Origin of the sequence: Pseudarthrobacter sp. R1 (assembly GCF_024494415.1) — a bacterium.
Lineage (GTDB): Bacteria > Actinomycetota > Actinomycetes > Actinomycetales > Micrococcaceae > Arthrobacter.
This window is the reverse complement of the sequence record NZ_JAMKFI010000008.1, coordinates 1,108,331-1,134,636: the sequence shown is the minus strand read 5'-3', so window position 1 is coordinate 1,134,636 and position 26,306 is coordinate 1,108,331. Positions and strand designations below refer to the sequence as shown.

General features: G+C 66.2%; 31 protein-coding genes and 1 pseudogene. 2 read left to right on the top strand and 30 right to left on the bottom strand.

Annotated elements, in window-relative coordinates; all coding sequences use genetic code 11:
• Positions 1-80: 80 nt before the first annotated feature.
• The 3 genes from M8J71_RS16230 to M8J71_RS16220 are packed head-to-tail and all read right to left on the bottom strand — an operon-like array spanning position 81 to position 2,394.
• A complete protein-coding gene (locus tag M8J71_RS16230; RefSeq protein ID WP_256248800.1) occupies positions 81-719 on the bottom strand; it encodes a hypothetical protein in 639 nt (212 codons plus the stop codon).
• Positions 716-1,837 (bottom strand): hypothetical protein, encoded by a 1,122-nt coding sequence (locus tag M8J71_RS16225; RefSeq protein WP_256248799.1) that lies wholly within the window; start codon positions 1,835-1,837, stop codon positions 716-718. Before M8J71_RS16225 ends, M8J71_RS16230 begins: the two co-directional genes overlap by 4 nt.
• Entirely contained in the window at positions 1,837-2,394 is a 558-nt protein-coding gene (locus tag M8J71_RS16220; protein WP_256248798.1) for a hypothetical protein, read from the bottom strand. The genes M8J71_RS16225 and M8J71_RS16220 overlap by 1 nt, the downstream gene beginning before the upstream one ends.
• Positions 2,395-2,510: 116 nt before the next feature.
• On the opposite strand from M8J71_RS16220, the gene M8J71_RS16215 reads away from it, so the two are divergent.
• Both M8J71_RS16215 and M8J71_RS16210 read left to right on the top strand, forming a co-directional pair.
• Positions 2,511-3,209 carry an SDR family NAD(P)-dependent oxidoreductase gene (locus M8J71_RS16215; protein WP_056387495.1) on the top strand — a complete coding sequence of 233 codons (699 nt, stop codon included), beginning with the start codon at positions 2,511-2,513 and terminating at the stop codon, positions 3,207-3,209.
• A 2-nt stretch (positions 3,210-3,211) separates the two neighbouring features.
• Complete coding sequence (locus M8J71_RS16210; RefSeq protein ID WP_256248797.1) at positions 3,212-4,297, top strand: hypothetical protein; 1,086 nt, start codon at positions 3,212-3,214, stop codon at positions 4,295-4,297.
• On the opposite strand, the gene M8J71_RS16205 is transcribed toward M8J71_RS16210, so the two are convergent.
• From M8J71_RS16205 to M8J71_RS16075, 27 genes and pseudogenes are all read right to left on the bottom strand, one after another.
• Positions 4,294-4,986 (bottom strand): class I SAM-dependent methyltransferase, encoded by a 693-nt coding sequence (locus M8J71_RS16205; RefSeq protein ID WP_256248796.1) that lies wholly within the window; start codon positions 4,984-4,986, stop codon positions 4,294-4,296. The genes M8J71_RS16210 and M8J71_RS16205 overlap by 4 nt on opposite strands.
• A gap of 160 nt (positions 4,987-5,146) precedes the next feature.
• Positions 5,147-5,494 (bottom strand): hypothetical protein, encoded by a 348-nt coding sequence (locus tag M8J71_RS16200; protein ID WP_133830752.1) that lies wholly within the window; start codon positions 5,492-5,494, stop codon positions 5,147-5,149.
• A gap of 28 nt (positions 5,495-5,522) precedes the next feature.
• Positions 5,523-5,885, bottom strand: coding sequence for a hypothetical protein (locus M8J71_RS16195; protein WP_256248795.1), 363 nt, complete (start codon positions 5,883-5,885; stop codon positions 5,523-5,525).
• A gap of 82 nt (positions 5,886-5,967) precedes the next feature.
• Positions 5,968-7,296 (bottom strand): replication-associated recombination protein A, encoded by a 1,329-nt coding sequence (locus tag M8J71_RS16190; RefSeq protein WP_256248794.1) that lies wholly within the window; start codon positions 7,294-7,296, stop codon positions 5,968-5,970.
• Between the two features lie 483 nt (positions 7,297-7,779).
• The gene (locus M8J71_RS16185) at positions 7,780-8,094 is read right to left on the bottom strand and encodes a hypothetical protein (RefSeq protein ID WP_256248793.1); all 315 of its coding nucleotides are present in this window, start codon (positions 8,092-8,094) and stop codon (positions 7,780-7,782) included.
• Positions 8,095-8,309: 215 nt separating this feature from the next.
• Positions 8,310-8,507, bottom strand: a pseudogene (locus M8J71_RS16180) (WhiB family transcriptional regulator); the annotation flags it as partial.
• A 228-nt stretch (positions 8,508-8,735) separates the two neighbouring features.
• Positions 8,736-9,080 carry a hypothetical protein gene (locus M8J71_RS16175; RefSeq protein ID WP_256248792.1) on the bottom strand — a complete coding sequence of 115 codons (345 nt, stop codon included), beginning with the start codon at positions 9,078-9,080 and terminating at the stop codon, positions 8,736-8,738.
• Positions 9,077-9,562 carry a hypothetical protein gene (locus tag M8J71_RS16170; RefSeq protein WP_256248791.1) on the bottom strand — a complete coding sequence of 162 codons (486 nt, stop codon included), beginning with the start codon at positions 9,560-9,562 and terminating at the stop codon, positions 9,077-9,079. Before M8J71_RS16170 ends, M8J71_RS16175 begins: the two co-directional genes overlap by 4 nt.
• Positions 9,562-9,903: a glutaredoxin family protein gene (locus tag M8J71_RS16165; RefSeq protein WP_056387525.1), complete on the bottom strand. Its 342-nt coding sequence runs from the start codon at positions 9,901-9,903 to the stop codon at positions 9,562-9,564. Before M8J71_RS16165 ends, M8J71_RS16170 begins: the two co-directional genes overlap by 1 nt.
• A 58-nt stretch (positions 9,904-9,961) precedes the next feature.
• Positions 9,962-10,492, bottom strand: a complete 531-nt coding sequence (locus tag M8J71_RS16160) for a hypothetical protein (RefSeq protein WP_256248790.1) — start codon at positions 10,490-10,492, stop codon at positions 9,962-9,964.
• 146 nt (positions 10,493-10,638) lie between these two features.
• The gene (locus tag M8J71_RS16155) at positions 10,639-10,908 is read right to left on the bottom strand and encodes a hypothetical protein (protein ID WP_256248789.1); all 270 of its coding nucleotides are present in this window, start codon (positions 10,906-10,908) and stop codon (positions 10,639-10,641) included.
• A complete protein-coding gene (locus M8J71_RS16150; protein ID WP_056387535.1) occupies positions 10,905-11,105 on the bottom strand; it encodes a hypothetical protein in 201 nt (66 codons plus the stop codon). The genes M8J71_RS16155 and M8J71_RS16150 overlap by 4 nt, the downstream gene beginning before the upstream one ends.
• Entirely contained in the window at positions 11,102-11,419 is a 318-nt protein-coding gene (locus M8J71_RS16145) for a hypothetical protein (RefSeq protein WP_256248788.1), read from the bottom strand. Before M8J71_RS16145 ends, M8J71_RS16150 begins: the two co-directional genes overlap by 4 nt.
• Before the next feature lie 104 nt (positions 11,420-11,523).
• Complete coding sequence (locus M8J71_RS16140; RefSeq protein WP_256248787.1) at positions 11,524-12,042, bottom strand: hypothetical protein; 519 nt, start codon at positions 12,040-12,042, stop codon at positions 11,524-11,526.
• Between the two features lie 89 nt (positions 12,043-12,131).
• On the bottom strand, positions 12,132-12,431 hold the full coding sequence (locus M8J71_RS16135; protein WP_166185640.1) for a hypothetical protein: 300 nt from the start codon (positions 12,429-12,431) through the stop codon (positions 12,132-12,134).
• The gene (locus M8J71_RS16130) at positions 12,428-12,610 is read right to left on the bottom strand and encodes a hypothetical protein (protein WP_256248786.1); all 183 of its coding nucleotides are present in this window, start codon (positions 12,608-12,610) and stop codon (positions 12,428-12,430) included. Before M8J71_RS16130 ends, M8J71_RS16135 begins: the two co-directional genes overlap by 4 nt.
• A gap of 201 nt (positions 12,611-12,811) precedes the next feature.
• Entirely contained in the window at positions 12,812-13,888 is a 1,077-nt protein-coding gene (locus tag M8J71_RS16125) for a hypothetical protein (RefSeq protein WP_256248785.1), read from the bottom strand.
• A 98-nt stretch (positions 13,889-13,986) separates the two neighbouring features.
• Positions 13,987-15,855, bottom strand: coding sequence for a DEAD/DEAH box helicase (locus M8J71_RS16120; RefSeq protein WP_071416425.1), 1,869 nt, complete (start codon positions 15,853-15,855; stop codon positions 13,987-13,989).
• Between the two features lie 39 nt (positions 15,856-15,894).
• Positions 15,895-16,725, bottom strand: a complete 831-nt coding sequence (locus M8J71_RS16115; protein ID WP_256248784.1) for a hypothetical protein — start codon at positions 16,723-16,725, stop codon at positions 15,895-15,897.
• Entirely contained in the window at positions 16,722-17,141 is a 420-nt protein-coding gene (locus M8J71_RS16110; RefSeq protein ID WP_256248783.1) for a dATP/dGTP diphosphohydrolase domain-containing protein, read from the bottom strand. Before M8J71_RS16110 ends, M8J71_RS16115 begins: the two co-directional genes overlap by 4 nt.
• Positions 17,138-17,467, bottom strand: a complete 330-nt coding sequence (locus M8J71_RS16105) for a VRR-NUC domain-containing protein (protein ID WP_071416422.1) — start codon at positions 17,465-17,467, stop codon at positions 17,138-17,140. The genes M8J71_RS16110 and M8J71_RS16105 overlap by 4 nt, the downstream gene beginning before the upstream one ends.
• Positions 17,468-17,473: 6 nt before the next feature.
• Positions 17,474-17,923 carry a hypothetical protein gene (locus tag M8J71_RS16100; RefSeq protein WP_256248782.1) on the bottom strand — a complete coding sequence of 150 codons (450 nt, stop codon included), beginning with the start codon at positions 17,921-17,923 and terminating at the stop codon, positions 17,474-17,476.
• Between the two features lie 162 nt (positions 17,924-18,085).
• On the bottom strand, positions 18,086-21,310 hold the full coding sequence (locus tag M8J71_RS16095; protein WP_256248781.1) for a hypothetical protein: 3,225 nt from the start codon (positions 21,308-21,310) through the stop codon (positions 18,086-18,088).
• A gap of 298 nt (positions 21,311-21,608) precedes the next feature.
• Entirely contained in the window at positions 21,609-21,845 is a 237-nt protein-coding gene (locus M8J71_RS16090; protein ID WP_056387559.1) for a hypothetical protein, read from the bottom strand.
• Positions 21,846-21,852: 7 nt separating this feature from the next.
• Positions 21,853-23,694: a DNA primase family protein gene (locus tag M8J71_RS16085; protein WP_256248780.1), complete on the bottom strand. Its 1,842-nt coding sequence runs from the start codon at positions 23,692-23,694 to the stop codon at positions 21,853-21,855.
• A 1,197-nt stretch (positions 23,695-24,891) separates the two neighbouring features.
• On the bottom strand, positions 24,892-25,302 hold the full coding sequence (locus M8J71_RS16080) for a hypothetical protein (RefSeq protein ID WP_256248779.1): 411 nt from the start codon (positions 25,300-25,302) through the stop codon (positions 24,892-24,894).
• A 170-nt stretch (positions 25,303-25,472) separates the two neighbouring features.
• The gene (locus M8J71_RS16075) at positions 25,473-26,297 is read right to left on the bottom strand and encodes a CPBP family intramembrane glutamic endopeptidase (RefSeq protein WP_256248778.1); all 825 of its coding nucleotides are present in this window, start codon (positions 26,295-26,297) and stop codon (positions 25,473-25,475) included.
• Positions 26,298-26,306 lie beyond the last annotated feature (9 nt).

Sequence of the window (26,306 nt, the reverse complement as noted above, 5' to 3'; positions counted from 1 at the left end):
CGACACCTTCATACTAGTGGAAGATCTTCCAATGCGGTGGCATCGGCACATTTCCGGTTGCGCCGGAGCAGCGGGCAGTCCTAGCCGGCCGTGGGCATGTACGCACTGGCTCCGAGCATCACGGCGGCCGCCAGGCCGGATCCGAGTGTGAGCTCGAGGCGTGTGTGGTGCTTTAGCTTCAGCCGGGCGAAGGCGACCACGGGCAGCAGGGTTGGGAGGGCGAGCAGCCACCAGGGCGAGAGCAGCATCGCCGCGAGGACGACGAGGGAGGTGAAGCAGAACGCGTGCATGGAGACTTTCGGTCCCAGGAGGGTCACTCCCCCGGCAAGGACGAGCCCGGCAACCATCGTCGGCAGGATCCACAGCAGCGTGGGCGGTGCGTCCAGCAGCACCGCCGTTGCCATGCCTCCAAGCACAGACGCCACGCAGACCAGGAAGACCCACCAGCGTTGATCGCGCCGGGTGACGTGTCGGTCGGTGAGCTGCTCGCGCCGCACCGCGACATGGATGGTTGCTGTCGGGATCACTGCGCAGAAAGAGCCGATCAGGATGCCCCATCCGAGACCAACCCATGTATGCGGGTGGCCTGTGACGCCGCAGAGGACGCAGATGAGGAATACGGACACAGCGGGCGCGAACACGTCACTGAGGATCCGGGCGGCCCGGGTCGCAGGATCGCCGGCCGCGGGGATGCGGATTTTCGTTCCGTTCCCGGTCATCGCCCGTCCGTCCCATTCATGGCACTCATCGCCACTCGGATCTCGTAGAGGCTCTGCACAGAGGCGGCCAGGGTTTCGTCGTCTTTCAGCTTGAGCGTGCGGAGCCGGCTCAGGGCGAGTGTGAACCACCCGAGGCTGGGAACGGCGTTCTCGCCGCTGAGATGGCGCACCAGCCCCGCCGACAGGTGCGGATCCTCGGGGTGCTGCCTGTGCAGGGGTTCCAGTGCGGGGTCGTGGTCCTCGCGGATGAGTCTGAGCGCGTCGTGGGTTTCGATGGTGAGCCTTGAGAGCGTCATCAGCTGATCGAACCCCTGCCTGTCTTCGGGCGGAAGCTTTACGTCGGGATGAAGAGTGGTGGTCGTTCGCCACAGAGGTACGACGACCTCGTGCGCGAGGCGGAGCGCGAGCCTCACCTGCGTTTCTATGCTGATGCGGCGGATGACCCCTGTTGCGAGTCCCAGGAAGAAGAAGCTGACAACGGTGACGAGGAGTTGTGTCCTCAGTTCAGTTCCGCCGACCACCGGACTGCCAAAGAGGTCCAGGAGTGATGAGCCGATGAACAGGGCAGATCCGATGGCCCCCGTAAAGACGAATGCAACCGGAAGGCGGGCGGAGAAGGGTTGGTTCTTCTGCGTCATGGTCCGCCAACAGCCGACGGCAACTACGGCAGTTGCCGCGGCGAATGCAGAGAGGTACAGGAAGTTGTAGGAGATCAGCGCCCAGGCCTGGCCGCGGGCAAGGGCGGCGTCGATGTCGACCCGGTCGTAGATGGTGCCGTCGGCATGGACGGGGATGAACCACACCAGCACGGCCTCGCCCAGGGCGATGATCCCGGCGAAGAGGTAGATGAACCGGGTTGCACGTCGTGAAAGCGGAGTCGCGCGGAACGTGAGGATGAGCCGCGCCACGGATACCTGGGCGGTCAGGATGGCAAGGCGCTTGAGGAGGTCGACGGCAGGTCCGTCTAAGGGCGGCTCCACGCCACGGCAGACCGTGGCCACGAAGAGGGCGGCACAGGTGACCCTGAGAAGGTTAACCCGGCGTCGGCGTCCTTGATACAGGGCAGAGACGATGATGATCAGGCCCATGGTGATACCGACAATGATGATCTCAGTCATCAGATCTCATCGTCCTCGTTTGATCCGGACAGGAAGGCGAGGACCTCGCTGCGTTCTTCCGATGCCCGCCGCTTCCGGTGCAGAGCATCCATCAGCCGCATGCCGGTGGTCTCGGCGCGCTTCTCCACCGGGTCGTCGAACATGCTGCGCAGATGGGTGCAGTCGGTGTCGGCCCGGACGTCGCCGTGCAGGATATGGGCGAACTCGTGGAGGATTGTCTGCTCAATGTTGAGGGGCGGGAGCTCAGGGTCGTAGAAGACGTGGGCCACTCGTCCGATCACAGTGGTGAGGCCGCTGACCTCATGATGGCGCATCTCATCCGGGATGGGCCATATCACGATCTCGAGGCCGCAAGCTGAGGCGATGGCTTTCCCGAGTGCTTCGAGGCTCAACTCGTTCGGCCAGTCGAAGAGGTCGAGCTGAGCGGGCTTCGGGGTGCAGCTGGTGGGACCGACCTTGGCAGCGCCTTTGCGCATCAGTCGGGCGAACAGGGGGTGACGGGGCTGGCCGTTCCGAGGCGTATTGGCGGTCGCAGCGGATGGAATGAAGGCAGGCATCAGCGTTCCTCTAAATAGCGAGAAGAGCGGACACCGCCTGTCGTTTGTCAACGAAGGGGTACAAGTCCAGTAAAGTTCCGTGTCACAACTTTACAACCTGGGAGGGTAAGAAAAAAATGAGCGACATGGGGAGAACTGCCCTGGTGATCGGTGCAACCCGTGGGATCGGGGCGGCCACGGCTCGAGCCCTGCTCTCCGCCGGCTACCGGACGGCGGGTACGCATCGTACCGGGGGGACCGTGCCCGAGGGGGTGCTCCCCCTCGAGATGGATGTGCGTGACGGTAATTCGATCGCAGCTGGCGTCAAGGCTGCTGCCGCCGACCTGGGTGGTTTGGATGTGCTCGTCGTCGCAGCAGGGATCACCCGCGACAAGCTGCTCATGCGGATGAGCGAGGAGGACCTGAGCGAGGTCATGCAGGTCAATGCGATCGGGCCGATGCTGGCCTGCAAGGCGGCCCTGGGGCCGATGCTGCGGCAGCGCGGCGGATCGATCGTGCTGGTTTCATCCATGTCCGTGAAGTACGGAGTTGTCGGCCAGTGCAATTACACTGCATCCAAGGGGGCATTGGAAGCGTTTGCACGATCGATGGCCAGGGAGTACGCAGCCCGGAACATCCGGGTGAACGTTGTTGCTCCGGGCGCAACTGATACGGACATGATGGCTGATGTTGCTGAGGAGGCACGGATGGCAATGCTGGAAGGAATCCCGCTGGGTCGGTTCGGGACGGCAGATGAAGTCGCTTCGGCGATCATTCACACCGCGGAGAATACCTACATGTCGGGGGCCACTGTGCAGGTCTCAGGCGGTATTTGATCATGCAGGTCCAGCTGGATGTAGGTTCCTGGGGCCTTTTCTGCGGAAGCGACGGCAAGCAGCTGGTTCTGGTGGACGATAAGCCCTGTGGTCCGGTCTCCGCTCGGAAGCCCACGCGTGCAATTCCCAGGCGTCTTCTACTTGATGAGAACCGCATCGCCCAGGTGATGCGCAGTGGCAATGTAATTACCGAGACAGTCCCCCATGCGGACGAGCAGTGGGCAGTTGAGGTACGGCCCGTCTTCTCTCCACGTACCTCCACGGCGATCGGTGTCCTCGCCGGCGTGGCCAAAGCGGCTGATCCGCTTCCGGAACCACCGCTGGTCGGTGGCTGGGAATGGGAGATCGAGCGTGACGCCGACGGTCAACCAACACTGCGCCGGCGCACATACTGGGACCGGAACCTGTTTCGTATCTATGACGTCGACACAAGCGTCGCCCAGCAGCGCAGTGGCTATTGGGAAGCCGGGGAATGGGCGAGCGAGCTCATCGACCAGTCCGACCGGATGCGCGTGAACAGCCTCATCCGCGACGGCATCCAGGACGGGCTGATGGGCGTAACGGGCAAGGTCCGATGCCTGACCTACAACATCGTCACAGGTTACGGCACGGCTTCACAGGACCGTCGGCACATGCGCCTGGTCGGCGTGATTCCGCCGATCGAGCCCGATCACGACAAGATCTATCTGCAGGGCTTCAGTTACGAGGCCCCGGAGACTTTTCACGATATGGCCTTCGAGCAAGACGCCAATGCGGGGCGCGTGGACGACGTGCTTCGCGGAGTCATGGCCCTGGCCAAGGAACCGATGGCCGTCGTCGACTCTGCAACGCTGGATGTTCTTATGACGTCGCCATCGTGGCGTCGGGAAGACTTCGGGTATGTCGGCGGCCTTGGTGAATTTGCCATTGACACTTCAGGTGAGTTGCACAGGTTCATCGCGGCTGCGGCGAGGGATACCGCTCGTTCTCAATCGATGGGTCTGGCGCTTCGCCGGGTCGACGGTTCCGTGCAGAATGTGCGCATCACCGCCACCGGAGTCAGGTCTGGGGCTGAAGGGCGGGATGCAGTCATCAGGCTCGACTTTTAGTCGAGTCCACCTGCCCCGCCGTTTCGCAACGGGTTTCGTGCACTGAACACCGCCACGGTACCGATGACGTCGACCTTCACTTGGTCGAAGCTTCGCCGCAGTGCAGCCTCAAGTCCTGCGGCGTCGTCTTCGCGGTTGTGAAAGATGCCCAGGCGGTTGTACAGGGCCATGAAGCCGCGGCCGATGAGGTTGTGGCTCACGCCACTGCCCAGGATGGTACCGCCGAACAGCACACCGTCAGCAGCGAGCCGCTCCCCTAGGTGTTTGAAAGCTACGCCCTTGTCCGCCCAGGAGCCGGGAACGCAGTGGAAGACGTAGTTCGCCGCGATGGAATCGAATTGGCCGAGAGCCTCGGGGATCGGTTCGAGGACGTTCGCGGTCACACCTCTGGTGCTTACGTGGTGGGTGTGGGCGAGTCTGGACGCTGCGTGCTCCACGCTGTTTTCGTTGAGGTCCATGAGTGTGATCTCAGCAGATTCGGGGAGGTCGGCATTGGCGAGGTACCAACCAGTGCCGGGACCGACATCGAGATGGCGGGTGCCGATGCAACGGTTGTACTGGTCTAGCATGAGCTGGCTGGGGCATCGCCAGGCCAGCGAATTGGAGAACTTCACGACGAGCAGGTCGTAGAAGCCCAGCACCGGCTTGCTGTAGATACCTGCGCCGCGGCGCACTTCCTGGTCGTTCATGTGATCGGAGCCTATCGGTCGAGGTCGGCGAAGTGAGGGTGAGCAGGGTGGTTTCACGAAGGAGCAAGGACGGCTGTGCTGGGGTCCGTGTCCACTGGGTAGCTCTGAGATTGCATCCTAGTGGAAGTAGTTCCACTGGTGAAGTCGAGCCGGTGCGGCGTCAGCCGAAGACCAGCTCGCCGTAGCAAGCGGTCTGAAGGATGATGTCAAGGTCTTGGACGCAGCCGAATCCGAGCTGTTCGGACTCGATGGCGGCAGAGCAGCAGAGGTGGTACCCCTTCTGCTTGGCCTTTCGAAAGGCTTCCTTGATTTGGGCGGCCGACAGCTCGTAGTCCTTGGTCTTGGACTCGTCATCAGACTCTGGATCGTCAAGTGTGATGCTCACGTGCAAGCCGTCCTCTGTCAGCTTGCTCCCGTGGTACCAGGGAAGCGCGCCACCGAAGTAGAACTCTTCGACGTCCTGCAGGACTGAAGCTGCTGATTGGGTGAAGATACCGGTGTTGGTCATGTTTCCATTCCTTCGCGATTTCGTGCGATCAGGGCAAAATGACTTCGCGGGAGGCGAGGTCGGAGAGAACGGCCGGATCCGGGACCCGTGCATCGACGCTGTCCTCCTCACAGAGGGCATCGATCAAAGGGTGGCCTTCCAGCGCGCTGCGGGCTTCTGTGGGAGATGCGAAGACGACAGCTGTGCGGGGATGGAACTCCCGGTCGATGAGCACGTAGCCTAGTTCGCCGGGCTCGCGGCGCTGCATGCGCAGCAGGTCGAGATGCAACCGTGCCTGCGCTTCGGCGGCGGCGACGTCGATACCAAGATCTGCTGAGAGTCGGTCGTCCACAGTCCTGGGCTTGTCGGACTCCGGGGTCTGCCTCGCGCGTTCAGTGTTGTCGTTGATCATGCTCATCCCCTCTCGTAGGTCTTGTGGAAGCCGACGACTTTGCTGGTGATTTTCCATGCAGCGACGATCCAGGATGATGCGGTCACGGTTCTACCTCTGGTCCGCGATCTAGTCGAGGGGGGTTCCTGTCCTCCACGGTCATCTGATCGATCGCAGCCAACCGTCTGGCGATGGTTTGTTCGAAGCCATAGCCGGTAGGACGGTAATACTGTGTGCCGCGGACGGCATCGGGTAGGTATTGCTGCAAGACAACTCCGTGTTCGAAGTCGTGAGGGTAGAAGTAGCCTTCTCCGTGCCCGAGGCCCTTCGCGCCCGGGTAGTGCGCGTCGCGCAGGTGCACCGGCACGCTCCCGGTCCGGCCGCGCCGGACGTCTTCCAGCGCTTGGTCGATGCCGCGGATGACGGCCGGCGACTTGGGGGCCGTGGCGATTGCGACAGTTGCCTGAGCGAGGTTGAGCCGCGCCTCGGGCATACCGATCAGCTGGACTGCCTGGGCGGCGGCCACTGCGATGCCCAGCACCGAGGGGTCGGCCATGCCGACGTCCTCGGAGGCGTGCACCACCAATCGCCGTGCGATGAACCTCGGGTCCTCCCCCGCCTCGATCATCCGGGCCAGCCAGTGCAGGGCCGCACCCGGGTCGCTGCCTCTCATGCTCTTGATGAATGCGCTGACGACGTCGTAGTGCTGGTCGCCATCGCGGTCGTAACGCTGCAGCGCAGCGCCGGTGACCTGCTCCAGCACCTCGCGGTCGACGACGCTCTTGCCTGCGGCCTGCGCAGTTGCGACAGCGGTCTCCAGCCGGTTCAGCGCCTGGCGGACGTCGCCGCTGGACAGCCCTGCAATGATCTGCAGCGCGGGGTCCGCGAACCCGATCCCGGTGGCTGAGAGGACCGGGTCCTCCTCTAGGGCACGCGAGAGCAGGTTCACGACCTCGCCGTCCTCCACAGGGCGTAGGACCAGCAGGATTGAGCGCGAGACCAGTGCCGAGTTGACCGAGAAGCTCGGGTTCTCGGTGGTCGCGCCGATGAGCGAGATGACCCCGGCCTCCACGGCGGGCAGGAGGACGTCCTGCTGCGCCTTGGAGAAGCGGTGGATCTCGTCAATGAACACGAGCGTCTGGAGGTCGTCGTCGAGGGCCTTCTGGGCTCCGGCGAGCGTTTTGCGGATATCGGCTATCCCGGCGCTGGTCGCAGAGAGCTCGACGAAGCGGCGGCTGGTTTGGCGGGCGATCACCGAGGCGATGGTGGTCTTGCCGACGCCGGGCGGACCCCAGAGCAGGACCGAGGTCGCACCCTCGCCCTGGGCGAGCAGCTCGAGCGGCGAGCCGGGAAAGACCAGGTGCTCCTGGCCCACGATCTGGTCGAGGGAGGTGGGCCGCATGCGGGCGGCCAGGGGTTGGATGGCACTCATGGTCTACTCCTTGTTTGGTTCGAGGCGGGCGATCTCGGCCTCGACCCGGGCTTCTTCGCTCTGTGCCGCGGCGGTGCGCGCCCTGGCCTCGGCGAGCCGGGCACGCGCCTCGCGCAGCGCCTGCGCGTCCGACGTCCTCGACGGCGTGGATCGCTTCGAGCACCGGGGCGGCTGCGTACGAGGGCACCCGGACGCCGATCTGCAAGTAGAAGTCGTCAGCGTCAGATGCGTGACCGACGCTGGGCGGCCGGCCGAACGCTGTCGTGCACTCCTCGTTCTTGCGCGTGTGGATCCGGCCGGCGAAGATCTGGGCGGCGGTCACGCTGCAGTCCGCGACGGCGGCGTGGATGGCCCGGAGCACCGGCTCGACGAGCTGGGTGTCGGTGCGCTGCTGTGGATTGACGGTCGGCAGGAGTCCGGGGTCGAGGTGGCTGTCTTCGATGCGGGGGTGCATGGTTGCTCCTTCTGCGGCGGGGGTGGCCATCAGCTCTCGATGCGCGTGAACGGGCCGGAGTTGTGGACGAACAAGGCGATGATCGGCACGTACCGGGCGTCGCGGTGTACGCCGCCGGCGTCGGTCCAGCCGCTTTGGGCGTCGAGCGTCCAGCGGTCGCCCGTTGCGTCGAAGTACTCTCCCGGCTCGGCCGGGAGCCGATGCTGTTTCACCATCCGGCGGAGCTTGCGGTCAATGGCGGCGCGTTTCCTGGCCGGCATGGGCGCGCCTGTAGTCCGTTCAGGGGGATAGGCGTCCCCGGGCAGCAGGTTCTGCTGCCCGAAGCGGCGCGGGAACAGTGGCATGGCGGTCCTTTCAATTGACGGTGCTGCGCTCAGGCGGAGACGGCGTCCTCCCGCTCCTTGTGCCGGGCGAGCACCCGGTAGACGGTGCGGTCGGTGACCTCGGCCATGTCGGCGATGGTCCGGGGGTCGATCCCCCTGCCGGCCATCGCGACGATGAGGGTGTCGCGTTCCTGCTTTTGCGCCTGGGCGGCGCTACGGTGTGCCACCGGTGAAGTCTTGATAAGGCGGTCGCGTTCGGCGGTGCTGAGTCCGCCCCAGATGCCGAAGCGCTCGTCGGCGCTCAACGCGTAATCCAGGCACTGTGCGCGCGCCCCGCACTGGGCACAGACCTTCTTGGCGTCGGTGGTGTTGCCGCCCTTCTCCGGGAAGAACGCGTCGGGGTCTGTTTCTGCGCACAGGGCATCCCTGCGCCATTTCTCGTCGGGGTCCTCGCCGCTCATGACGGTGCGGCCGGGAGGCGTGTGTTCTGCTGTGCGTGCACCGTGGCTCCTCCTCGAAGTTGTCGTGCGTGTGTCGGTACTTATTCTTGGGGTGTGCGGGCACAGAGCCCCGGAGGATCCCATTCCTCCGGGGCTCTGTGCGCGAGGCTTCCGTCCTGTACTCCGGGGCGGCTGCGCCGCGCGCTGCTCCCGCTGTTCCTTTTAGTCACTGAAAAGGTGCGCGAAGTGTTCGTCGCTGAGGTCAATCTCGACACGCTGGCCCCCACGAGAGACCGTGAAGACGCAGCCTTCGTCAGCACTGGGCTGCCATGGTCCGCGATGGAAGACCTCCCGCCAGACCTTGCTGGCGGCCTCAGCGGGCGATGCAGCATCCTGGTCGATCGTCCATCCGACGAGGTACTCCTCGCTGCCGGTGCCCTCAAACGGGTCGAGCTGATCCTGGGGGAAGACCTGGTCGAGCGCACGCTCGAAGTCTTCCCGGGTGGTGTCGCCGCCGGACACAGCTCCGCGGACGAGGTCGGCAAGGCTGTCGATGTGCAGGCTCATGGGGTTGCTCCCTGGGTTTTGGTTCGGGTGGGGTCTGCTGCGACCAGCGCGGCGATGAGCTCGAGGTCGTCTCCGCTGTCGGGGTCGATGAGGGTCCCGGCGGATCCGATGTCGGCCAGCGGCTGCTCGTGCGTCTTGCCTGCCGTGTCCCGGTAGACGAGCGTCACGCCGGACAGGTCCACGGCCGTGGTGCTTACCGGGGAGGACCCGGAGGCCTCGAACGCCGGCCGGATCGCCTCGATGAGCGCGATGAGGTGCTGTACCTCTGCTTTCCGTTCGAGCAGCGCCTTGCGCTGGAGTGCGCGCTGCTCGAACCGGGCCAGGTGCGCGTCGCAGCAGGTGTCGGTCTTGTCGGGCTCGTCCTTGGGATAGGACAGCAGGTAGTGGTCCGTCTCGACGGATTTGTCGACGAGCGTGTCGAGCAGGATGTCGGCCTGCCGGGCGGTGATGCTGAGGCCGAGGCGCTGCCGTGCCGCTGCCATCAGGACGCCGCCTTCCGGTCCTCCGGGACGATGCCCTTGGTGCACAGCCGGACGAGGGCGGTGAGCATGTCCTGGCGGTGCCCGCCCCAGTGGACGGTGCGGCCGGAGGCCAGCTTGACGACGATCACGGGTGCCTGGGCGTATCCGAGGTCTTCGGTGATGTGGCGGTGGTTTTCATCGCCCTGCTCGATGTCGATTTTGGTGTACTGCATCGCGGGCTGCTGCCGATCGAACAGGCTCTTGGCCTTGTCGCAGTTGGGGCACTCCGCCGGCCCGTAGATGGTGATTTTCGGCGCGGTGTGGGCGGTCCGGGGCAGGTCGCCGATCGTGGTGGGGGTCATGGGACTTGGTTTCCTTCTCTCCCCTGCTGGGGTCGTTGTGGTGTGGAGGCCCTGGCTCTCAGACGTCGGGCTCCAGGTCGAACAGTCCGGGCTGGGCCACACGCTCGCGCAGCTGCCGGGCGGGTTCCTCGCCGAGGTGCTCGACGGCCTTATCCAGGTCGCGGTAGGCCTCGGACTCGCCGAGTCCACCCATGGCCTCGATCTGGAAGTACAGCTCGGCGAGCTCCCGCTCGCTCAGGCGGTGGCCGAGCACTTCGGGGGCAGCGAGGTCGGTGTACGAGGCGCTGTAGCCCAGCTCCCAGTCGGACTCGGTCTGCTGCTCGGCTGTAAAGGCTACGAGGATGCCGTGGTCGGGCACGAGCGCGCCGACGAGCAGGTCCGCCAGCTGGTCCGGTGTCGGGCTCCACGGCTGCGCCTGGTGGAGGACTGCGCGGACCTTGGTCCGCAGCACCGAGTCGGCGTACAGCCCGGGCTTCCCGCACGGGCAGGTGCCCGCGAGGGGGCCGCGATGGATGGGCACCCAGAGCCCGTGGTCGTGCTCGAGGTGCTGGTCGGCGTCGTGGCGGGCGATGGCTGCTGGTGTCGACATGACCGTGCTGTGCTGCCAGCTGCACCCGATGCACGCCATGCCGTCTGCGCGCTGCTGGCCGTAGACGTAGACCTCGTGCTTGCCGGGGTGCTTGGCTCGCTTGCCGTCCGGCGTCGCGTCGACCCACCAGTCGGGCAGGGGCGCGTTCACGGCTCCACGTCCTTGGCTGTGCTGTGCATCTCGGCGAGATGGGCGATGGTGCGCCGGCGGAGCCCGTCGTAAAGCGCCCAGAAGGCGTCGTCGCGCGCGGCGAGCTCGTGTATCCAGCTGTTGATCTGTCCGTCTGGGAGCGCTGCGATCTCCGCCGCCTGCTCCGGATCGAGGCCGTGGGCCTCCGGGGCCTCCCGCAGCTCGGTGCGCAGTGACTCTGCGTCGAGCGCGATTCCGGTTGCGGGCCCTCGGTTGTTGTCGGTCATGGGTGGTCTCCTCGGTGTCGCTGCTGGTCGCGGATCGCCTGTCGCTCCCGCTCGCGGCGGGTGCCCTTGCGGGGCTTGGGGGTGTGCCGCTGCGTCGCACTGGACTTGCGGAGTTCCCGCATCCAGTGCGCCTGTTCGGGATTCGCCGATGGCCGGAAGCCCTCGGTGGAGTAGTGCTGCCTGCGCTTTCGGCTCATGGGTTCTTCTCCTTCGCCATGCGGGCGATGTGGCGGGCGCAGCCAGCCGCCCACGTGCGGGCATCGGCGGTCTGCGCGTCGGCCACCGCCTTCGCGGCGCGGTCGGCGTCGATGGGCAGCCGATGCCTGATGAGCAGCGCCAGGGTGACGTCGAGCATCACGGTGCGCTCGTGGTCGCTCAGCTCCGTCTGCTCGGAGTGCTCGTGCACCCCACGGCGTTCGTGCAGGGCACGGTCCGCCCGCGAATCGAGCAGGGTCTGCTCGATCTCAGGGACGAGCTCTTCTGCGGTGGTCATGGTGGTCTGGGGCGTCATGCGGTTCTTTCCGCCGGGCCGCTTGGCCCGGGATCGAGGAGCCCCGTCGCGCCGCCGTCCCACAGGGACCCGGCCGCGGCGAGGCTGCGGTCGTGTGGTCTGGGTCAGTCCTTCGAGCCGTCGCGGAACTGGAGGTACTCCCGCAGGGTCGGCGCGTCCGCGCCGGGAAGCGAGATCCGGTCGAGGGCTCCGTACAGGTCCTCGTCTCCGATCAGCTCGCCCTCGTGGGCGACGACGGCTTGCGCCAGGCGGACCAGCAGGACCTTCATCTCCTCGGCGCGCTCCTCGTCGGCGGTCCGCAGGCGCTTGATGTCGATGAGGCGCTTCTCGCAGAGGCTCTTGAGGTAGAGCGCGCCCTTGCGCCACTCGAGGAACTCGATCAGCTGTGTGCTGTGATCCAGCGGGGACAGCCGCCAGATCTCGGCGTCGTCCTGGCGGAATGAGAGCTGCTGGTCGATGCTTGAGGCGGTGGTCTTCAGCCAGTGCTCGGTCTGGTTGAGGCCGGCCGGCGTGGTGGTGACCTCGGCCCAGACTGCGTCATCGCGCAGGCAGCTGCGCATCACGGCGTCGAGCGGGTCCTGCAGGCGTGGAGGTGCGGGGCGGGTGGTGGTCGTCATGGTCATGGCGGATGTCCTTGTCGGTCGTTTCGTTGATGGTCTGCGGAGCGTCGGCCCCGACAGCGCGCCCGTGGCGCTGGTTGTGGAATTAGGGCTCAGTCCCTGGTGCCGAAGCGCAGGTCGGGCCAGATGGGCTCGACCGAGACGCCCAGCAGCTGGATACGGGGGTCGCGGTCCTTGGCGCGTTTCCAGGCGCGGCGAACGGCCGCGGCCTTGTTCCGGGCCTTCTTTTGGTCGTCGAACGGCCCAATCAGGCGCGAGTAGGTCTGGGGGCTGGCGGACTTCAGGCTCTCGGCCTGCATCATCACCACGACGCCGTAGCCGTTGGCCTCCTCGGCCACCAGGTCCTCCCAGGAATCGTAGGTGCGTTCGGTCTGCGTGCTGTACGCCTTCATGGCGAGACCTCCTGGTCGTCGTGACGGATGTCGATGGGCCGCTCCCAGAGCGGCATCCCGTCCTCGCCGGTCTCGGCCGAGAACTCGAGGCGGACCTCCTGGACCTCCGGCTGGTCTATGTGTGCGCCGAAGTCCGACCAGCCCGCAGGCGGGAGCCGGTAGATGGGCTGCTCAGCCATGGGACTCGCTCCTTCTCGTTGTGGTGTCGTGGCAATGAGGGGGACCGGGCCGGGACCCGACCCCCGACATCACTGCCCCGGCACCCGGGTCGGCCCTGCCGACCCCGACGCTGTGCCCTCCGGTGACCAGCACCCGCAGGGTGCTGGTCACCGGTCGGTCATGAACCAGCTGCGATGCGTTCCGTCCCGGTCATCCTGGTCTCAGCCATGGGGCTGTTCTCCTGCGTTTCCGGGTTGGGTCTGCCGACGTTCGGCGGCCCAGGGGAGGCGGGAGTCCTGGTCAGCGGAGCACCAGAGCCCGCCAAGCGAGGCGCTGCGGTGGGTGTGGGGCAGGTGGTCCTCCCGGTCTCCGCACAGCCCGACGGGCAGACCGGCCGGGTCTCCAGTCAGCTCGGCGAAGCGCAGGCGGTACTCGAGCTCGGCAGCATCCGGCCTCCAGGCCTGGATCTCGATCCCGAAGGGCTGACCTGGAACCTCCCAGTCCCCCGCCGGCTCGCCCAGCAACGCCGCGCGCTCGTCGAGCAGGATCCGCGAGTCGGCGTGCTTCACCTCGGCGGGCATGGCGGGGTCGATGCTGAACTTCTGGGCGATGGCGACCATGACACCGTCCTCGACGGCCCGGTACTCCGGCATGTGAAGCTTCAGCGGGCGGACCATGTCGCCCACGTATGCCTCTGTCGCGTCGTGCAGCAACGCCCAGAGCGCATGCTCCGGGGCGACGAGTCGCGAGAGGAGTACGCAGTGCTCGGCGACGGACATGAACCGGCGGACGTGGCCGTTGTAGCGGCACTGCATGGACAGCGCGTGTGCGATGTCGGCGATGTCCACGTCCTCGGGCCGCGGGTCCAGCGGGTAGAACCGGCGACCCGTGTAGGTCTGCATCCAGTTGCCGCGCGGGACTACGGTCGTGGCGGGCCGGGCTCCGGCTGTGGCCATCCCTGCTCCGTGATGGCGAGTGACGCTCCTTGTCCCCCGGGCGGGGTCGAAGCTGGCCGGCAGTTCGCGGTCGAAGAGCTCCTCGAGCAGCGCGACGTCGGGGTCGACGGGTTCGTGCTCTGCGCTCTGGAGCCAGAGCACGCCGTAGCGTTCCCCGGTCTCGCGCAGCACGACGTCGTGCAGGCCGTCGTCGGTGTTGTCGATCGTGTAGTCCGTGTTCGGCCCGAGGGCCGGTGCGCGCAGCGGCTTCGCTCCGGGCCGCACCTGCATGGCTTCCCTGGCCTCGGCGGTGAAGCGCACGCGCGCTCCGTCGGGCCAGGCCTGGTGCTTCGGGTCATTCATGGATCAGTCCTCCTCGGGCCGGGTGGCACTGGGGTCGGGGTGGTGCGCCGCGGAGCGCCGGCGTGTGGCTGGCGCTCCGCGGCGTCGGAATGGGTTGGTCAGACCCGTTCGGAGACCCACAGGTCGTTGAGGTCGTCCTGGATCTCCTCCTCGAGGGCGACGAGGATCGCCTCCTCGCCGGACACAGCCGAGATGAGGTCGTCCTGGACCTGCTGCTTCTCTGCCAGGACTCCGGGCATCCGCTCGTCCTGAGTGCCCTTGGTGATAATCCGGTGGATCACCACGGGCTTGGTCTGCCCCGTGCGGTAGAGACGGCCGTTGGTCTGCAGGTAGTGCTCGAGCGAGAACGGCAGCGTGTACCAGATCATCGTCGAGCCGCCGTCCTGCAGGTTCAGGCCATGGCCGGCGGCCGCGGGGTGCAGCAGCATCACCTGGATCTGCTTGGCGTTCCACCGGCGGACCATCTCCCGCGAGCCGTCAAAGACCTGCGCGTCGATGCCCGCCTTCTTGAAGCGCGCCATCAGCTGCTCCAGGTCAGAGCGGAAGTGGTACGCGACCAGCACGGGGTCTCCCCCGCTGTTGCGCACCAGGTACTCGGCCATTTCGAGCTTCTTGTCGTGGATAACCTCGTACTGGCCCTTGGTCGCCGGGTCCTCCGGGTCGGCCGTGTAGAGCGTCCCCGAGGCGAACTGCATCAGTTTGCTGGTGAGGACCGCCTGGTTCTCGGCGACGATCGACTCAACGCTCTGGGTGAGCTTGCCGTCCTCGTCCTGGTAGGTCTTCACGACGTCGAGCACGAGGTCGCGCCTGAACTCCTTGTAGGCCTGCATGAGGTCCGGCGGGAGGGTGACGTTGGCGTCCTGGATCGTCAGGCCCGGCAGGTTGAGGTTGGTGTTCTGCGCGCTCATCACCAGGTGCCTGATGGCCTCATGGATCTCGGCCTCGGCGTTCGGGGTCGGGATCCACTTCGCCGGGGTGGTGGTGCCAGGCACCATCTTCGGGATGAACCACCGGTTGCGGAACTCCGTGATGGTCCGGCCCAGGGCCTCGCCCTGGTCGAGCAGGTAGATCTGGCTCCACAGGTCGTGCAGCCCGTTCGGGCTCGGCGTGCCGGTCAGCTCGATGAGCCGCGTGATGGCCGGGCGGACCGCCTTCAAGGCCTTGAACCGGGCGCTGCTGTGGGACTTGAAGCCCTGCGACTCGTCGATGATCACCGTCTGAAACGGCCAGATGAGGGTGTCCTGTCCGTTGATGGACTGGATCGGCATCTGGTCGACCAGGCCGTAGCGGCACTGCGCGCAGCCGTCGCCGCCGCAGCTGCGACAGTCGTGGCTCTCACGCTCCAGCGCGCCGCGGGTGACGAGCTCGCTGATCGCCTCCTTGACCGCGGTCTTGGTGGGGGCTTTGTTTCCGGACTGCCCGGCAGCCAGCTGCAGGAAGTGTCCGATCAGCTGCTCCTGGGCCATTGGTCCGATCGTCTCGATGAGCCCGCGCAGCCGCACGGCCTCCGGTGAGATCCCGGCGGCGATGGCATCGCCGGTGGGGTCGCCGGTCAGCTGGAGCAGACGCGCACCCTGGGAGGGCTGGGTCAGCAACTCCTGGTTGACGAAGTACATCGTCGGCGGGTCGGAGAAGACTTCCCGGAAGCGTTCCAGTCGCTTCTCCTTGGGCAGCTTCCGGTCGTTCTCGTTGACGATGAGCGACTTGGTTCGGATCGGGAATCCCCATTTGTCGATCTCGTCTAGCCAGGTCGAGCGAGCGATCGCGATCGGTGCGACGACGAGGATGTGGCCCATCGGCCGGACTGTCTGCAGGACGCTGAGGGTCGAAAGCGTCTTCCCGGCTCCGACACCAAGCCAGGCTCCGGCGAAGGGGCGGCTGACGAGGAAGTCGTGGATCTGTTGCTGGTAGGGCTTGAGCACGATGGGCGCGGGTGACGGCTGCGGTGGTGCGATGGTCGTGGTCATGGTGTGCGGCCTCCTCTCGTGGGTTGTCGGTAGTCGGGATCAGGCATGGAATGCCTCGCGGATAAGGCCCAGGCGGACCTCGGCGTCATCGGCCCGGCGTGTCTGGGCGGCGAGCTCTGCCTCCAGCCCGACGATCCTGCGCTGCAGGGCGGTGACACGCGTGTCCTCACCCAGCGCGGTGCGTACGCGCTCAAGCACCGCTTCGGCAGAGGCATCCCCGACGGCCGAATCGGGTATGGGCGTCGCAAACGGCAAATCTTCCTTGGCCTCGGCGGTCATGTCGTCCTCTGCTTCCTGCCCGGGCTCGGGCGCGATCATCAGGTGTCCCCGGCGGCGGGTGGGCCGGGCCGTCGCGGGCTCCGGCTGGTCTTGTTCCGGTGCATCGGGCTGCGCGGGCGCGTCGACGGGCACGGCCTGGAAGGCCGGCTCCCCGGCCCCGTCGAACGAGACCTCGATGAGCTGGTCCGCAGGCAGGCCCTCGGGCTGGGCGTCGAACCAGCGGGAGAAGGCGGCTGGGTGCTCCACGAAGGCCACCGCGACGGTCATCTGCAGTTTCCCGCGTGGCCTGCGGTCTGCGGCGGATACTGCATGATCGGCCCGGTGCCCGCCGAGCAGCCGTTTCATGTCGGCACGGGCGTTCTGCGCCGTGCGGTTGGGTGAGGTCATGTTGCGCGGCACTGAGACGGATCCGCCGGCATTGTTGCGCAGGATGGCGTGGCCCCGGGACGAGACACGCCCAACGCAGCCGGCCCGCATCGCTTCGAGCACGAGCTCCGTGGCCTCGCGATCGAAGGTGCCCAGGTCGGCCCGGGTGAGCTGGCGGAAGGCCGAGGTGGCCTGGCCGTTGCCCTTGGTGACGCGGCCGCTCATCGGGCGGCCTCCGGGGTTCCGGCGTCACCGCGGGCGATCATCGTCCGGGTGCTTTCCGCGGCCAGGAGGTTGAACACCACGGCAGCCGCGTGGTCCTCATCGTCTTCGCCGCACATCCACTGCATGAAGTGGCGGAAGGCGCTGGCGCGGAACTCCTCCATCTCTGCGGCAGTGCTGGCCTGCTCCCAGTCGCGCGAGTCGTACTTGCGCGCTCCACGCTCCACGAGCGCGGCCGTCCTGGTGAGCAGCTGGTCCTGGTAGGGCACCTGAAGCGGTACGAGCAGGTCGAAGCGGGGCTGGCCTGTCTTCACCTCGCGCTGCATGCCGGAGGCGGTGACCCTGCGTGATCCCGAGTCTTTCGTTTCGTAGTCGCGGGCGGCTGTCTCCGGGCCCGCGGCGGTGGCTGTTGCGGTCATGATGCTGCTTTCTGCTGGCTCTCGATCCGGCGGTAACCAAGCACGTGGGTGATGAAGGCGTCGACGGCCTGCTCGTCATCCACGACGTGGATCTCGGCACCGAAACGGCGCATCTTGGCGTGCATGACGCGCTGGCGCTTCTCGAGGTCTCCGCCGGGTCGCTTGACCTCGACGAAGACCGTGCCGGTGGGCGTGAGGACGATTCGGTCGGGGACGCCCCCGCGGGCCGGGGACACGAACTTCAGGCAGAACAGACCGTGCCGGCGGCACTGCGTGAGCAGGTACTGCTCGACGGCCTTCTCCCGCTGGTTCTTCTTCCTCGGCATGGGGCCTCAGTCCTCGTCGGTCCCGGCAGCGTCGGAGGCGTCGCCGTCAAGGAAGTGCCCGAAGCCGACGATGTCCTCGTCGTCGATGTAGGCAGCGATGGCGTCCGGGTCGTAGACGAAGCTCGGGTCGTCAGGGTCGACCACGACCCAGCGCTTGGCCGCAGTGCCGTAGTTGGAGAAGCCGTCGATGTCGGCGACGGTCACCAGGCCCTGGTGGGCGAGCTCCTTGAGCCGGGTGCGGATGCGGGAGTCCGAGGAGCGCGGCACCTCGCCGAGGCTGGTGACGACGCGGTCGTGGTAAGCGGCGATGAGCTCGTCGTGGGTGAGCGGGCCCTTCTCGCGGACGATGTCGAGCACGATGGGACGGACGCGGGATGCGCCGAGCCCGGCCTTCACGGCGGCGGCGTAGGAGGTCTCCGGGTCAGTGGAGCGGACAGGGAGTGTTGACTGGGACATGATGGCCTCTCGTGGTCGTGTCGTGTCGAGTCCGAATTGCCTTTCGTACTCAATTATGACTCGAAGTGAATGATCTGTGGGGACCATTCGCAATGGTGCGCAGAGTTGAACAAGGGGGCCGCGGCGTGCGCGGCCCCCTTGTGCGGGCTGTGGTCGATCGGTTCAGGCGGCCTCGTTCATCCAGTTCTTGGTGAACGTCTCCTCGAACATCCGGACGTAGGTGTCCAGGTCCAGCGAGGCGATGAGCCGCTCGATCCGGTCGGCCGGCAGCTGGTGCAGGTCGTCGTTGACGACGACCATCGACCAGGTTGGGTCGATGGCGTTAATGCGCCGCACCACGACGTCCTGGTCGTCCGGGAGCACGGCGAGCCCGTCCGACATGCTGGCCTCGGCGCGGGAGCGGGCCCAGCCGTGATGGCGCAGCACCTCCAGCGCGACCGGGTCGCGCTTGGTCCGGCCGATGTCCTCCTCGCGGCGCTTGGCCTGGCTGGCCGCGGTGACCTTCCAGGCACCGGCGTTGAGCAGGCTCCGGGCGTTCTCAGTGCCCTCGCGGACGATGAACACCCGGTTGACCATCTGCAGCACCTGCGGGTCGCGGACGTTGGTCACGTGACCCTGCTCGCTGTACTTCACACCCACGGCGGGGTCGATGGGTGCAGCCGAGAAGGGGTAGGTGATCGAGCCGCGGGAGGCCGCGATGACGTTCTGGAACAACAGGAGCGACCGGATCGGGTCGTCCTCCAGGACCGCCTCCTCGATCACCTTCCGGCCCAGCATCAGGTCGAAGGGCTCCGCGATCGCCGACTCTCCCCTGCTCGCCACCGTCTGCAGGTAGCGGGCCAGGGCGAAGTCGATCACGGCCGGGTGGGCCAGCGACTTCGTCGGAGTCGGGCCCGCGTGGCAGGCCAGCGTGCCGCCACCGGCGGCGATGATCGGACTGTCTGCCACGGACCGCCCCGGCTCCGGGGCCTCCAGCTCCAGGCGGTTGTTCGAGTCCTTGCTGATGAGGAACATCAGCTCAGGTTCGATGTCGACGCCGATGGCCTCCTGCTGCTCGGCGAGCACCCGGTTGTTGGTCGCTTCGTCGAATCCGTTCTCGCCGCCGACGACCGAGTAGAGGCCGTCGGTGTTGGTGGAGATGATCCGCGCCCCGGCCAGGGTCTGGGCCTGTCCGATCCGCCAGCTGAACAGCTGGCCAAGGATGCGCATCGAGATGATGCGGTTGTTCATCCGGATCGGCGTCCGGTGACTTGCGTCGCCTGCGCCCGAGGCCGAGTTGAGGATCAGCTTCGTGCCGTTGCGCAGCACGCCGAGCCCGGCGATCTGAGCCTTCAGCCGCGCAGCTTCAGGGCTGTCGCCCGGAAGCTGCGCCAGCTGCTTCTTCAGCCCCTTGATCTCCTGGCCGTAGCGCTCCTTGTCGAAGAAGATCTTCGCGTAGCGGTCCTCACCCAGCTCGGGGTTCCAGAACGCCCGCATGTTGCGCAGCAGGTTCGGGTAGTAGCTGGTGAAGTCCTCGTGGATCACCAGGCCAGCCGAGGTGCGTGCGAACTTCGGGTGCAGCTTGTCGGAGCCGTCTTCCTTGGCGATGAACAGCTCCGGCTTCTTCTTGGCCGGCTCATCGCGGTAGGCGGCATTGGTGGCCGTGCTGTTGGCGAGTACCACCTTGCCTTCCAGGACACCGCCGTCGGGCAGGACGACATTCAGCGCCTTCGCCTCGGGCCGCTGGGTGGTCAACAGGTCCGCCGGGTCAGGCACCTGGGCCTGGGCGCGGGCGAGCTGCCCGGCCTGGTCAGGGTCGTCCTTCTTCGGCTTGCGGTACTTGACCTTCTCCGGGTCCGAACCCAGCAGGACCAGCCGCTTGTCGACGAAGGTGCCGTCGGGCAGGCGGAGCATGGCGTGCTGACGCTTGGCCTCGGCCACGAAGTCCTTTGCGTCCGGGAAGGCCTGCGCTGCCCGGATGAGCATCATGGTCTGATCGTTGTGCTCGACCTTCTCGGCGTTGAACACCGACAGGTCGGCTTCGGCCCCATGGATGCCGCCGGTGGAGAACGTGGCGAAGCAGGACGACGGCGAGGCGTCCGCCCGGAAATACGGCACGTTGTTCGGGGTCTTGGGCACATCGCGCAGAGACCGGGCCGGAAGGCTGAACTTGTCGCGGTACTCCTCGGAGTCGTTGAAGTTCTGCCCCTCGATCGAGCGGTAGTACGCCACGACTTGCAGGAACTGCCGGTGGGCCTCGCGCTGGGCTGCAGTCACTTCGGAGTGGGTGGCCGGGTCGGGCGCGACGTTCTCCTCGAAGAAGCGCACGCACTCGTCGAGCACGTTGACCGGCTCGATCCCGCGTTCTTTAGCGACCTCGGGGTGCGGATATACGAAGGACACCGCCTCGATGTCATCCAGTGAGGCGTAGGGTGCGAGGATGCGGCCCACGAACTTTGCCGATGAGGAGTCGACTGCCAGCCGGTCCTTGCGCACCGCACCGTTCTTGGTGAACACCGTTTCGGTGAACTGGGCAAGCAGAGCGGCCTTGAGATCGAAGTTGCTCGCGTACGCCGGGTGCCGGAACAGCTGGGCCAGACCAAGGCAGTCCGAGACGTTGTAGGCCAGCAGCTCATAGAGATCCTCAACCGCCTCCATGCTCGTGTCATGGCTGAGCTTCTCGGATTCCTTGATCTGGCGACCGAGCATCCCGAGCAGGCGCTTGAGGCTGACCTTGGACTGCAGTTCGTTCAGCCGGGCCACGTCCAGGTGCCGGCCCGAGTGAAGCATGGCGCGGCGGATCTTCGCAGCCGCCCCGTCCCAGCCGAGGTAGCCAGGCATGTACTCGATGTGCTGGGACGAGAAGAGCTGGTCGTTGTGGTCGCGCAGAGTACGGGCCGTGGTCGGCTGAAACGGCCGACCGCTGCCCGGGGCCGGAAACGCCTCGTTGAGGTAGAGCGCGACCATGGTCGTGTCATAGTTCATTGAGTTGTAGCCAGCAAGGAACGGATGCAGTGCCGGGTCGTACTCGGGGTCTGTGTCGCAGACCGGACGCAGCGCCGCGGGGTACCCGCCTGGGTCGGAGTGGTTGCACACCTGGTCGGCGTTCGAGAGGCCCATCAGTTCGGCGAGCCGGATGCTGCCCCGTTCGCCGCCGAGGTTCCAAAGCTGGACGCTGACCGCGGGCAGCCCCGGGTTGGAGCGGATCACGGTGTCGTAGAGGGCCTGGGGGTCGACGGAGGCGACCAGCGCCGGGTCGTCGGCCAGGAAGAAGATCTCCAGGTCGTGGACGGCGCGGCCCGGCCGCGGGGTGTAGGCGCACAGCGTGAAGACGTTCGACAGCGATTCGATGTCGTAGAACGTGAAGAGCGCGGTCTCAGCTGTGACGGGGGTGCGCTGGGTGGTCATGGGTCTGGCCTTTCGGTCGTCACCGGCCGTCACGGCCGGGGTATGCAGTTATCTGGTCGGGGTGCCGGGCGCTGCCGCGTATGGCCTTAGGCGGCGCTTCTTCCTTGTGACGGGCGCGGGGACCGGCCGGGCACCGCGGGCCCATCGACCTCCCACCAGGGAGTAGCCGAAGTGCTCACGCTGGCCGGTGCAGTCGGCGCATTCCTTTCCGGGTGAGACTCCCTCTCCTGCACATCCGTCTTTCCAGTCCGGTTCGTTCGGGTGCGGCTGCGTCATGTCGTGTTTTCCGTTCTTGTCTTCAGTCGATCGGGTTGTGTGGAGAGCGGCGGCGCGGGGCGTCCATCCGGCTGGAGGCCTCAGCCACGAGCCGCCGCTTCTCCTCCGGGTCGGCACTGATCTGCGAGCGGACGATCAGGTTGGTGATCCGCTGTTCGCGGGCGACATCGGCCAGCGCGGTGCTCGCCCTGCCTTGTTGCTTGGCGAGGTCGGTCACCGCCCGGGCGAGCTCGGTGATGGCCCTGGCGATTGTGGGCATGGTCGGATCAGTCCTCTCCTGTGGTGTCCTCGTCGTCGGCGTCCACCTGGGCGGCGGGACCGGTGTGCCGGAGCAGGCCGCGGTAGTTGGCCTGAAGGACCGGCTGCGACTTCTTTTTCGGGTCCGAGCCGCTGTAGTGCGGGTTCATCCACTTCTTCAGCTCGTACTCGGCGATGGTCGTCTCCGGGGTGGCCATCATCTGGCCGGGGCGGATCTTCTTGTTCTTGTCCGGGCAGTGCCACAGCGGGTCAGGCCGCACGATCGCCACCAGGTCCGTGATGAACTGCTTGTTGCTCACCGGCGACCCCGAGGGCGAGACGTCTGCGAACCAGGCCTTGTAGAGGTCATAGGTGAAGGTGAAAGGCACCAGCTCCCACACCAGCCGCTCGCGGAACTCTTCCCAGAAGGCGCGCACGGGGTCGTTGGCCTCCTTGTACTCGGCCAGGACGTCCTTGGTCGCCACCGGCTCGGAGAGCTGGTAATAGTTGCCCGGGTCGGCTGCGCCGGCGCGGTTGAGCACGTACCAGAGGGCGTACTCCAGGACCTCGCGGCGCTGGAGGTAGTCGTCCTTGATGTACTTGCGCTCCATGCCGGTGAAGCTCTTGTTGAACGGTACGAACAGCTGCCGGCGGTAGAAGCTTTCGGACTTGTCCTTCACGCGCGGGAACTCGTTGAGGCACTGGACCATGAAGCCGAAGAACTGGTAGGCGATCGGCATCCGGTACTTCCGGTTGATCTGGATGACGTCGTTGGTGACGATCGCCTTCAGGTTGGCCGCTTTGTCGATGAAGGTGCCCACGTCGTTCTCGTCGACGATGATCGCGTTGGCGCGCACGAGCGGTTCGAGCGCGAAGTCCTTGCCGAAGTCGCTCAGCGGGATCGAGGTGTGCGAGCGTGGCCCGCACAGGTTGCGCATGAGCGAGCACAGCGTGCCCTTGCCGTTGTTGCCCTGTTCTGAATAGAACCAGGCAGTCTTGCCCCAGCTGACGTGCGGCCGGATGATCGCGCCGATGACCTCCCAGAGCAGCTCGGGGATACCCTCCTCGTCGGAGAGCTCGCGGATCCAGGACTCGATGTCCCAGACCGAGCCGTCGACAGGGTGGACGATCACCGGGTTGTCCGGGTCTTCGACGTAGTCGATGTGGCACTTGGCCAGGAACACCAGTGCCGGGTCGAAGGGTACGAGCGACTTGGGTTCGAAGTGGAAGGCCTTGCCGCCCTCATGGATGTCCCGGGCCTCGCGGCCGTAGTGGAACACGCCGTTGTTCACGGCGATGAGGTCTCTGTGGCTGCACTGGTGCCGGCGCGGGCTGTCCTCGCGGAGTACTGCCAGGACCTCGGCGAATTCCTTGAGTGTCAGCTGCGTGTTGTAACGGCGTGCCGTGGTGCGGATGTCGTCCTCGCTGGTGGTGTACGTGCCGCGGCCCGGGCCGGTGGCCTGGTACATCGCCAGCAGGTCGTACTCGCGGTCAGTGTCCTTGGCGCTGGGGGCGATGCGGATCACGTGGTGCAGGCTCAGGAGGATTTGCGCCACTTGCCAGTAGGTCAGGTGCCGCGCCAGGGGCAGCTTTTCGGCAGCCACCTTGGTCTTGCTGTTCTCGGCCTTGGAGACGCCGTTGACGATGGCGAGCAGCTGCTTCTCGAGCAGGCGCGGTGCCGGCGGGTCCGACGGGTCGATCAGCTGGAGGTAGACCTCGGTCGCGCGCGTGACGATTTCGTTTTGCGGGGCGATGTCGCCACCGTCGGCGAAATATGTCATGACCTCGGTGAAGGCGTCGGCGACAGGATTGGTCGAGGGGGTGTCGAAGTCCTCGTCGAAGACGGGCGTTGGGTCGTCAGGAGTCGTCATGCTGCTGTCTTTCTCGATCGCGTCGAGCACCTGCCGGCAGTGAGTGGGAAGCCGATTGGTCTCGTAATCGAATAGGAACGTGCTCACGACTCTAAGTCATCCGAATGGTCTTTCGCAACGAGTCGACTGATAGTCGACTCGTGGTCCGATAGAGGTCCCGGGTTGCACCCGGTCGGGGCTCGGAGGGGTCGCGCGCGAGACCCGGAGGCCACAGCGACACGACGAGAGCGTGCGGTCTGGAATGAGAAACAGCGACTCCGGGGGCGTATGCCCCACGGAGCCGCTGGCTTCTCGTGCTCGAGCACTCCCCCGCGGGCGGCGTGAGCCGCCCGACCATTTGGTCGGGGTTCGGGGAGTTCTTCCGACCGGCCGGCCGGGAACCTCCAAGGCTGGTATCCGGCTGCCGCAGAAAGCCGGTATACCCCCTATGGGTACTGGAAGATGTACCACTTGAGGTGGTACACCTATTTCCCCTGGTCAGACGGGGATTTCAGGACTTCTCCAAACCGGGTGTACCACGTGGAGATTTGCACGTGGTACAGGCGTTTGCCCTGGTCAGACGGGCTTTATATACCCCCTGTACCACTTGTACCACTAAATAAAGAGTAGATATATGCGCATGGGGGATAAGAGCTCTTACTGGCCGGACGACCGGTCGGAAGGCGTCCTTCGCGCACATATGTAAACGCCCGGAATCTGGTGGTACTCGTGGTACATCGGCCGGAAACGCTGATCTACCAAGGAAAAACGGCGTACCACGTCCGCTCGGGCACGTGGTACACCTTCCCTGGCCAGGGTCGCCCGACAGGCCGTTTGAGCAGGCCAGCACTGGGATCGGGAGATGTACCACGACACGTGGTACACCTCGGAGCTGCGTCCTCCCGCGCCGCCGGGCATCAGGTCCTGATGGCCCTGACGGGAGCGATCGCGATGGGCCTGACGTCCTGGCAGTCCGGGCTTTCGAGTGATTCGAGACAGATCTGTGAATGGATGCTGGAATGCCGCGTCGATTGCATTGCACATGATGAATCGACACTGATAGAGTGGGCATCGGTGTTAGGGTCAGGAACCGTCACCAGGTGTTGTTGTCACAGGAACGTGAAAACAGAAAGGCCGGAGAAGCATCCCCGTGGGAAGGGAGCTCTCCGGCCTTTCTGCGCGTTCACGCTGGTGCGAGGCGCTGGGTGCGCCGGCTGCCTAGAAGGCGACCGCGCTGCGGCCTCGCCGGCATCCCGCATAGGGGGACTCGGGTATGTGGGCACGGACCCGGTGGCCGTCCTCGACGGCGTACAGGATCTCGTAGGTGATGGAGACGTTGCGGTTGCAGGGCATCACACCCTGCCTCCGGCGCATCTCGAGCTTGCGGAAGCCGGCGACGGACTCGGCGCGTTCGAAGAAGCGGGCGAGCATCTCGTGGGCGCGTTCGTGCGCCTGCTCGGCCGTGAGGCCGCTGGTGCTCATGGCGAAGAAGTGCATGGACCCTCGATCGAAGGTCGGCCTCTCACCGGTGTCGAAGTCGCGGGCGAACCGCGCGCGGCGCACGTCGCTGTCGCTGGGGCGCACGAGCCGGCCCTGTGCGTCGTACACGCACTTGTTGACGACTGCCATGGTGGATCCTCCTCCTCTCAGGTCTGGCTGATGAAAATCCTTCAGCCAATCCCCCGGTGACCGGATCACCCCGGTCACCCGAGAGCAGGCCCTCCGGAGCGACCGTCGGCCCACGGCCGAAAGGTCGCCCGGAGGGCACCAGCGTCAGTCCTGCACATTGAGCCCGGCCGCTATGCGGCCTGTGGCTCGTTTTCCCTGCCTTCTTCCCCGCCGGCTTCCCTGTCGTCCTGTGCAGGCCCGGGCGCGGGTGCCGCCATGCGATACACCGCCAGGGCGCACGCGAGGAACGCCGCGGTCATCAGCAGCGCTGAGACGGGGTTCGCCAGTGCGCCCAGCAGCTGGGCGGGGACAAGGACGGCCGCGAGGTTGAAGGCCAGGTGGAGCAGCACGCACGGCCACAGGACGCGGGTGCGTTCGTAGACCAGCGCCAGCAGCACCGCCAGGGGCAGCGTGGCAGCAAACTGGACGACGTTGGCGTGCAGCAGGCTGAAGCCCGCGGCGGCGACGAGCACGGCCGCGACGATGCCGACCCTGCGCCGCAGCAGCGGGTAGAGCAGGCCGCGGAAAAGCATCTCCTCGGCCACCGGCGCTGCCACCAGTGCGAGCAGGAGGGCCACGACGGGACCGGCGTCTGTCCTGGCTCGGGTCGATTCATCGAATCCCGCCGAGCCGCCCAGGGTATAGAGCCACAGGGCCAGGGACTGGCCGGCGAAGAACGCCAGAGCCAGGCACCCAAGCACCGTTCGGGTAAAGCGCGGTGTTCCGGACATCGGTCGGACCGTTGGCGCGTTGGCGAACCACCGGGGCCGGAAGAGCCTGGCAGCGCCGACGAGCAGCGCCACCAGGCCTCCGAGCACCGCCGTGCCCAGGACGGGCTCGCCGACCACGGAAACTACGGCAAGGCCAAGTCCCAGGTAGGCGGCGAGCACGCCGAGGGGCACGAGGACACACCACGCGATGGAGACGAGCCGGGACTTGATCGGTGGAGCGGGCATCCCCGCCTC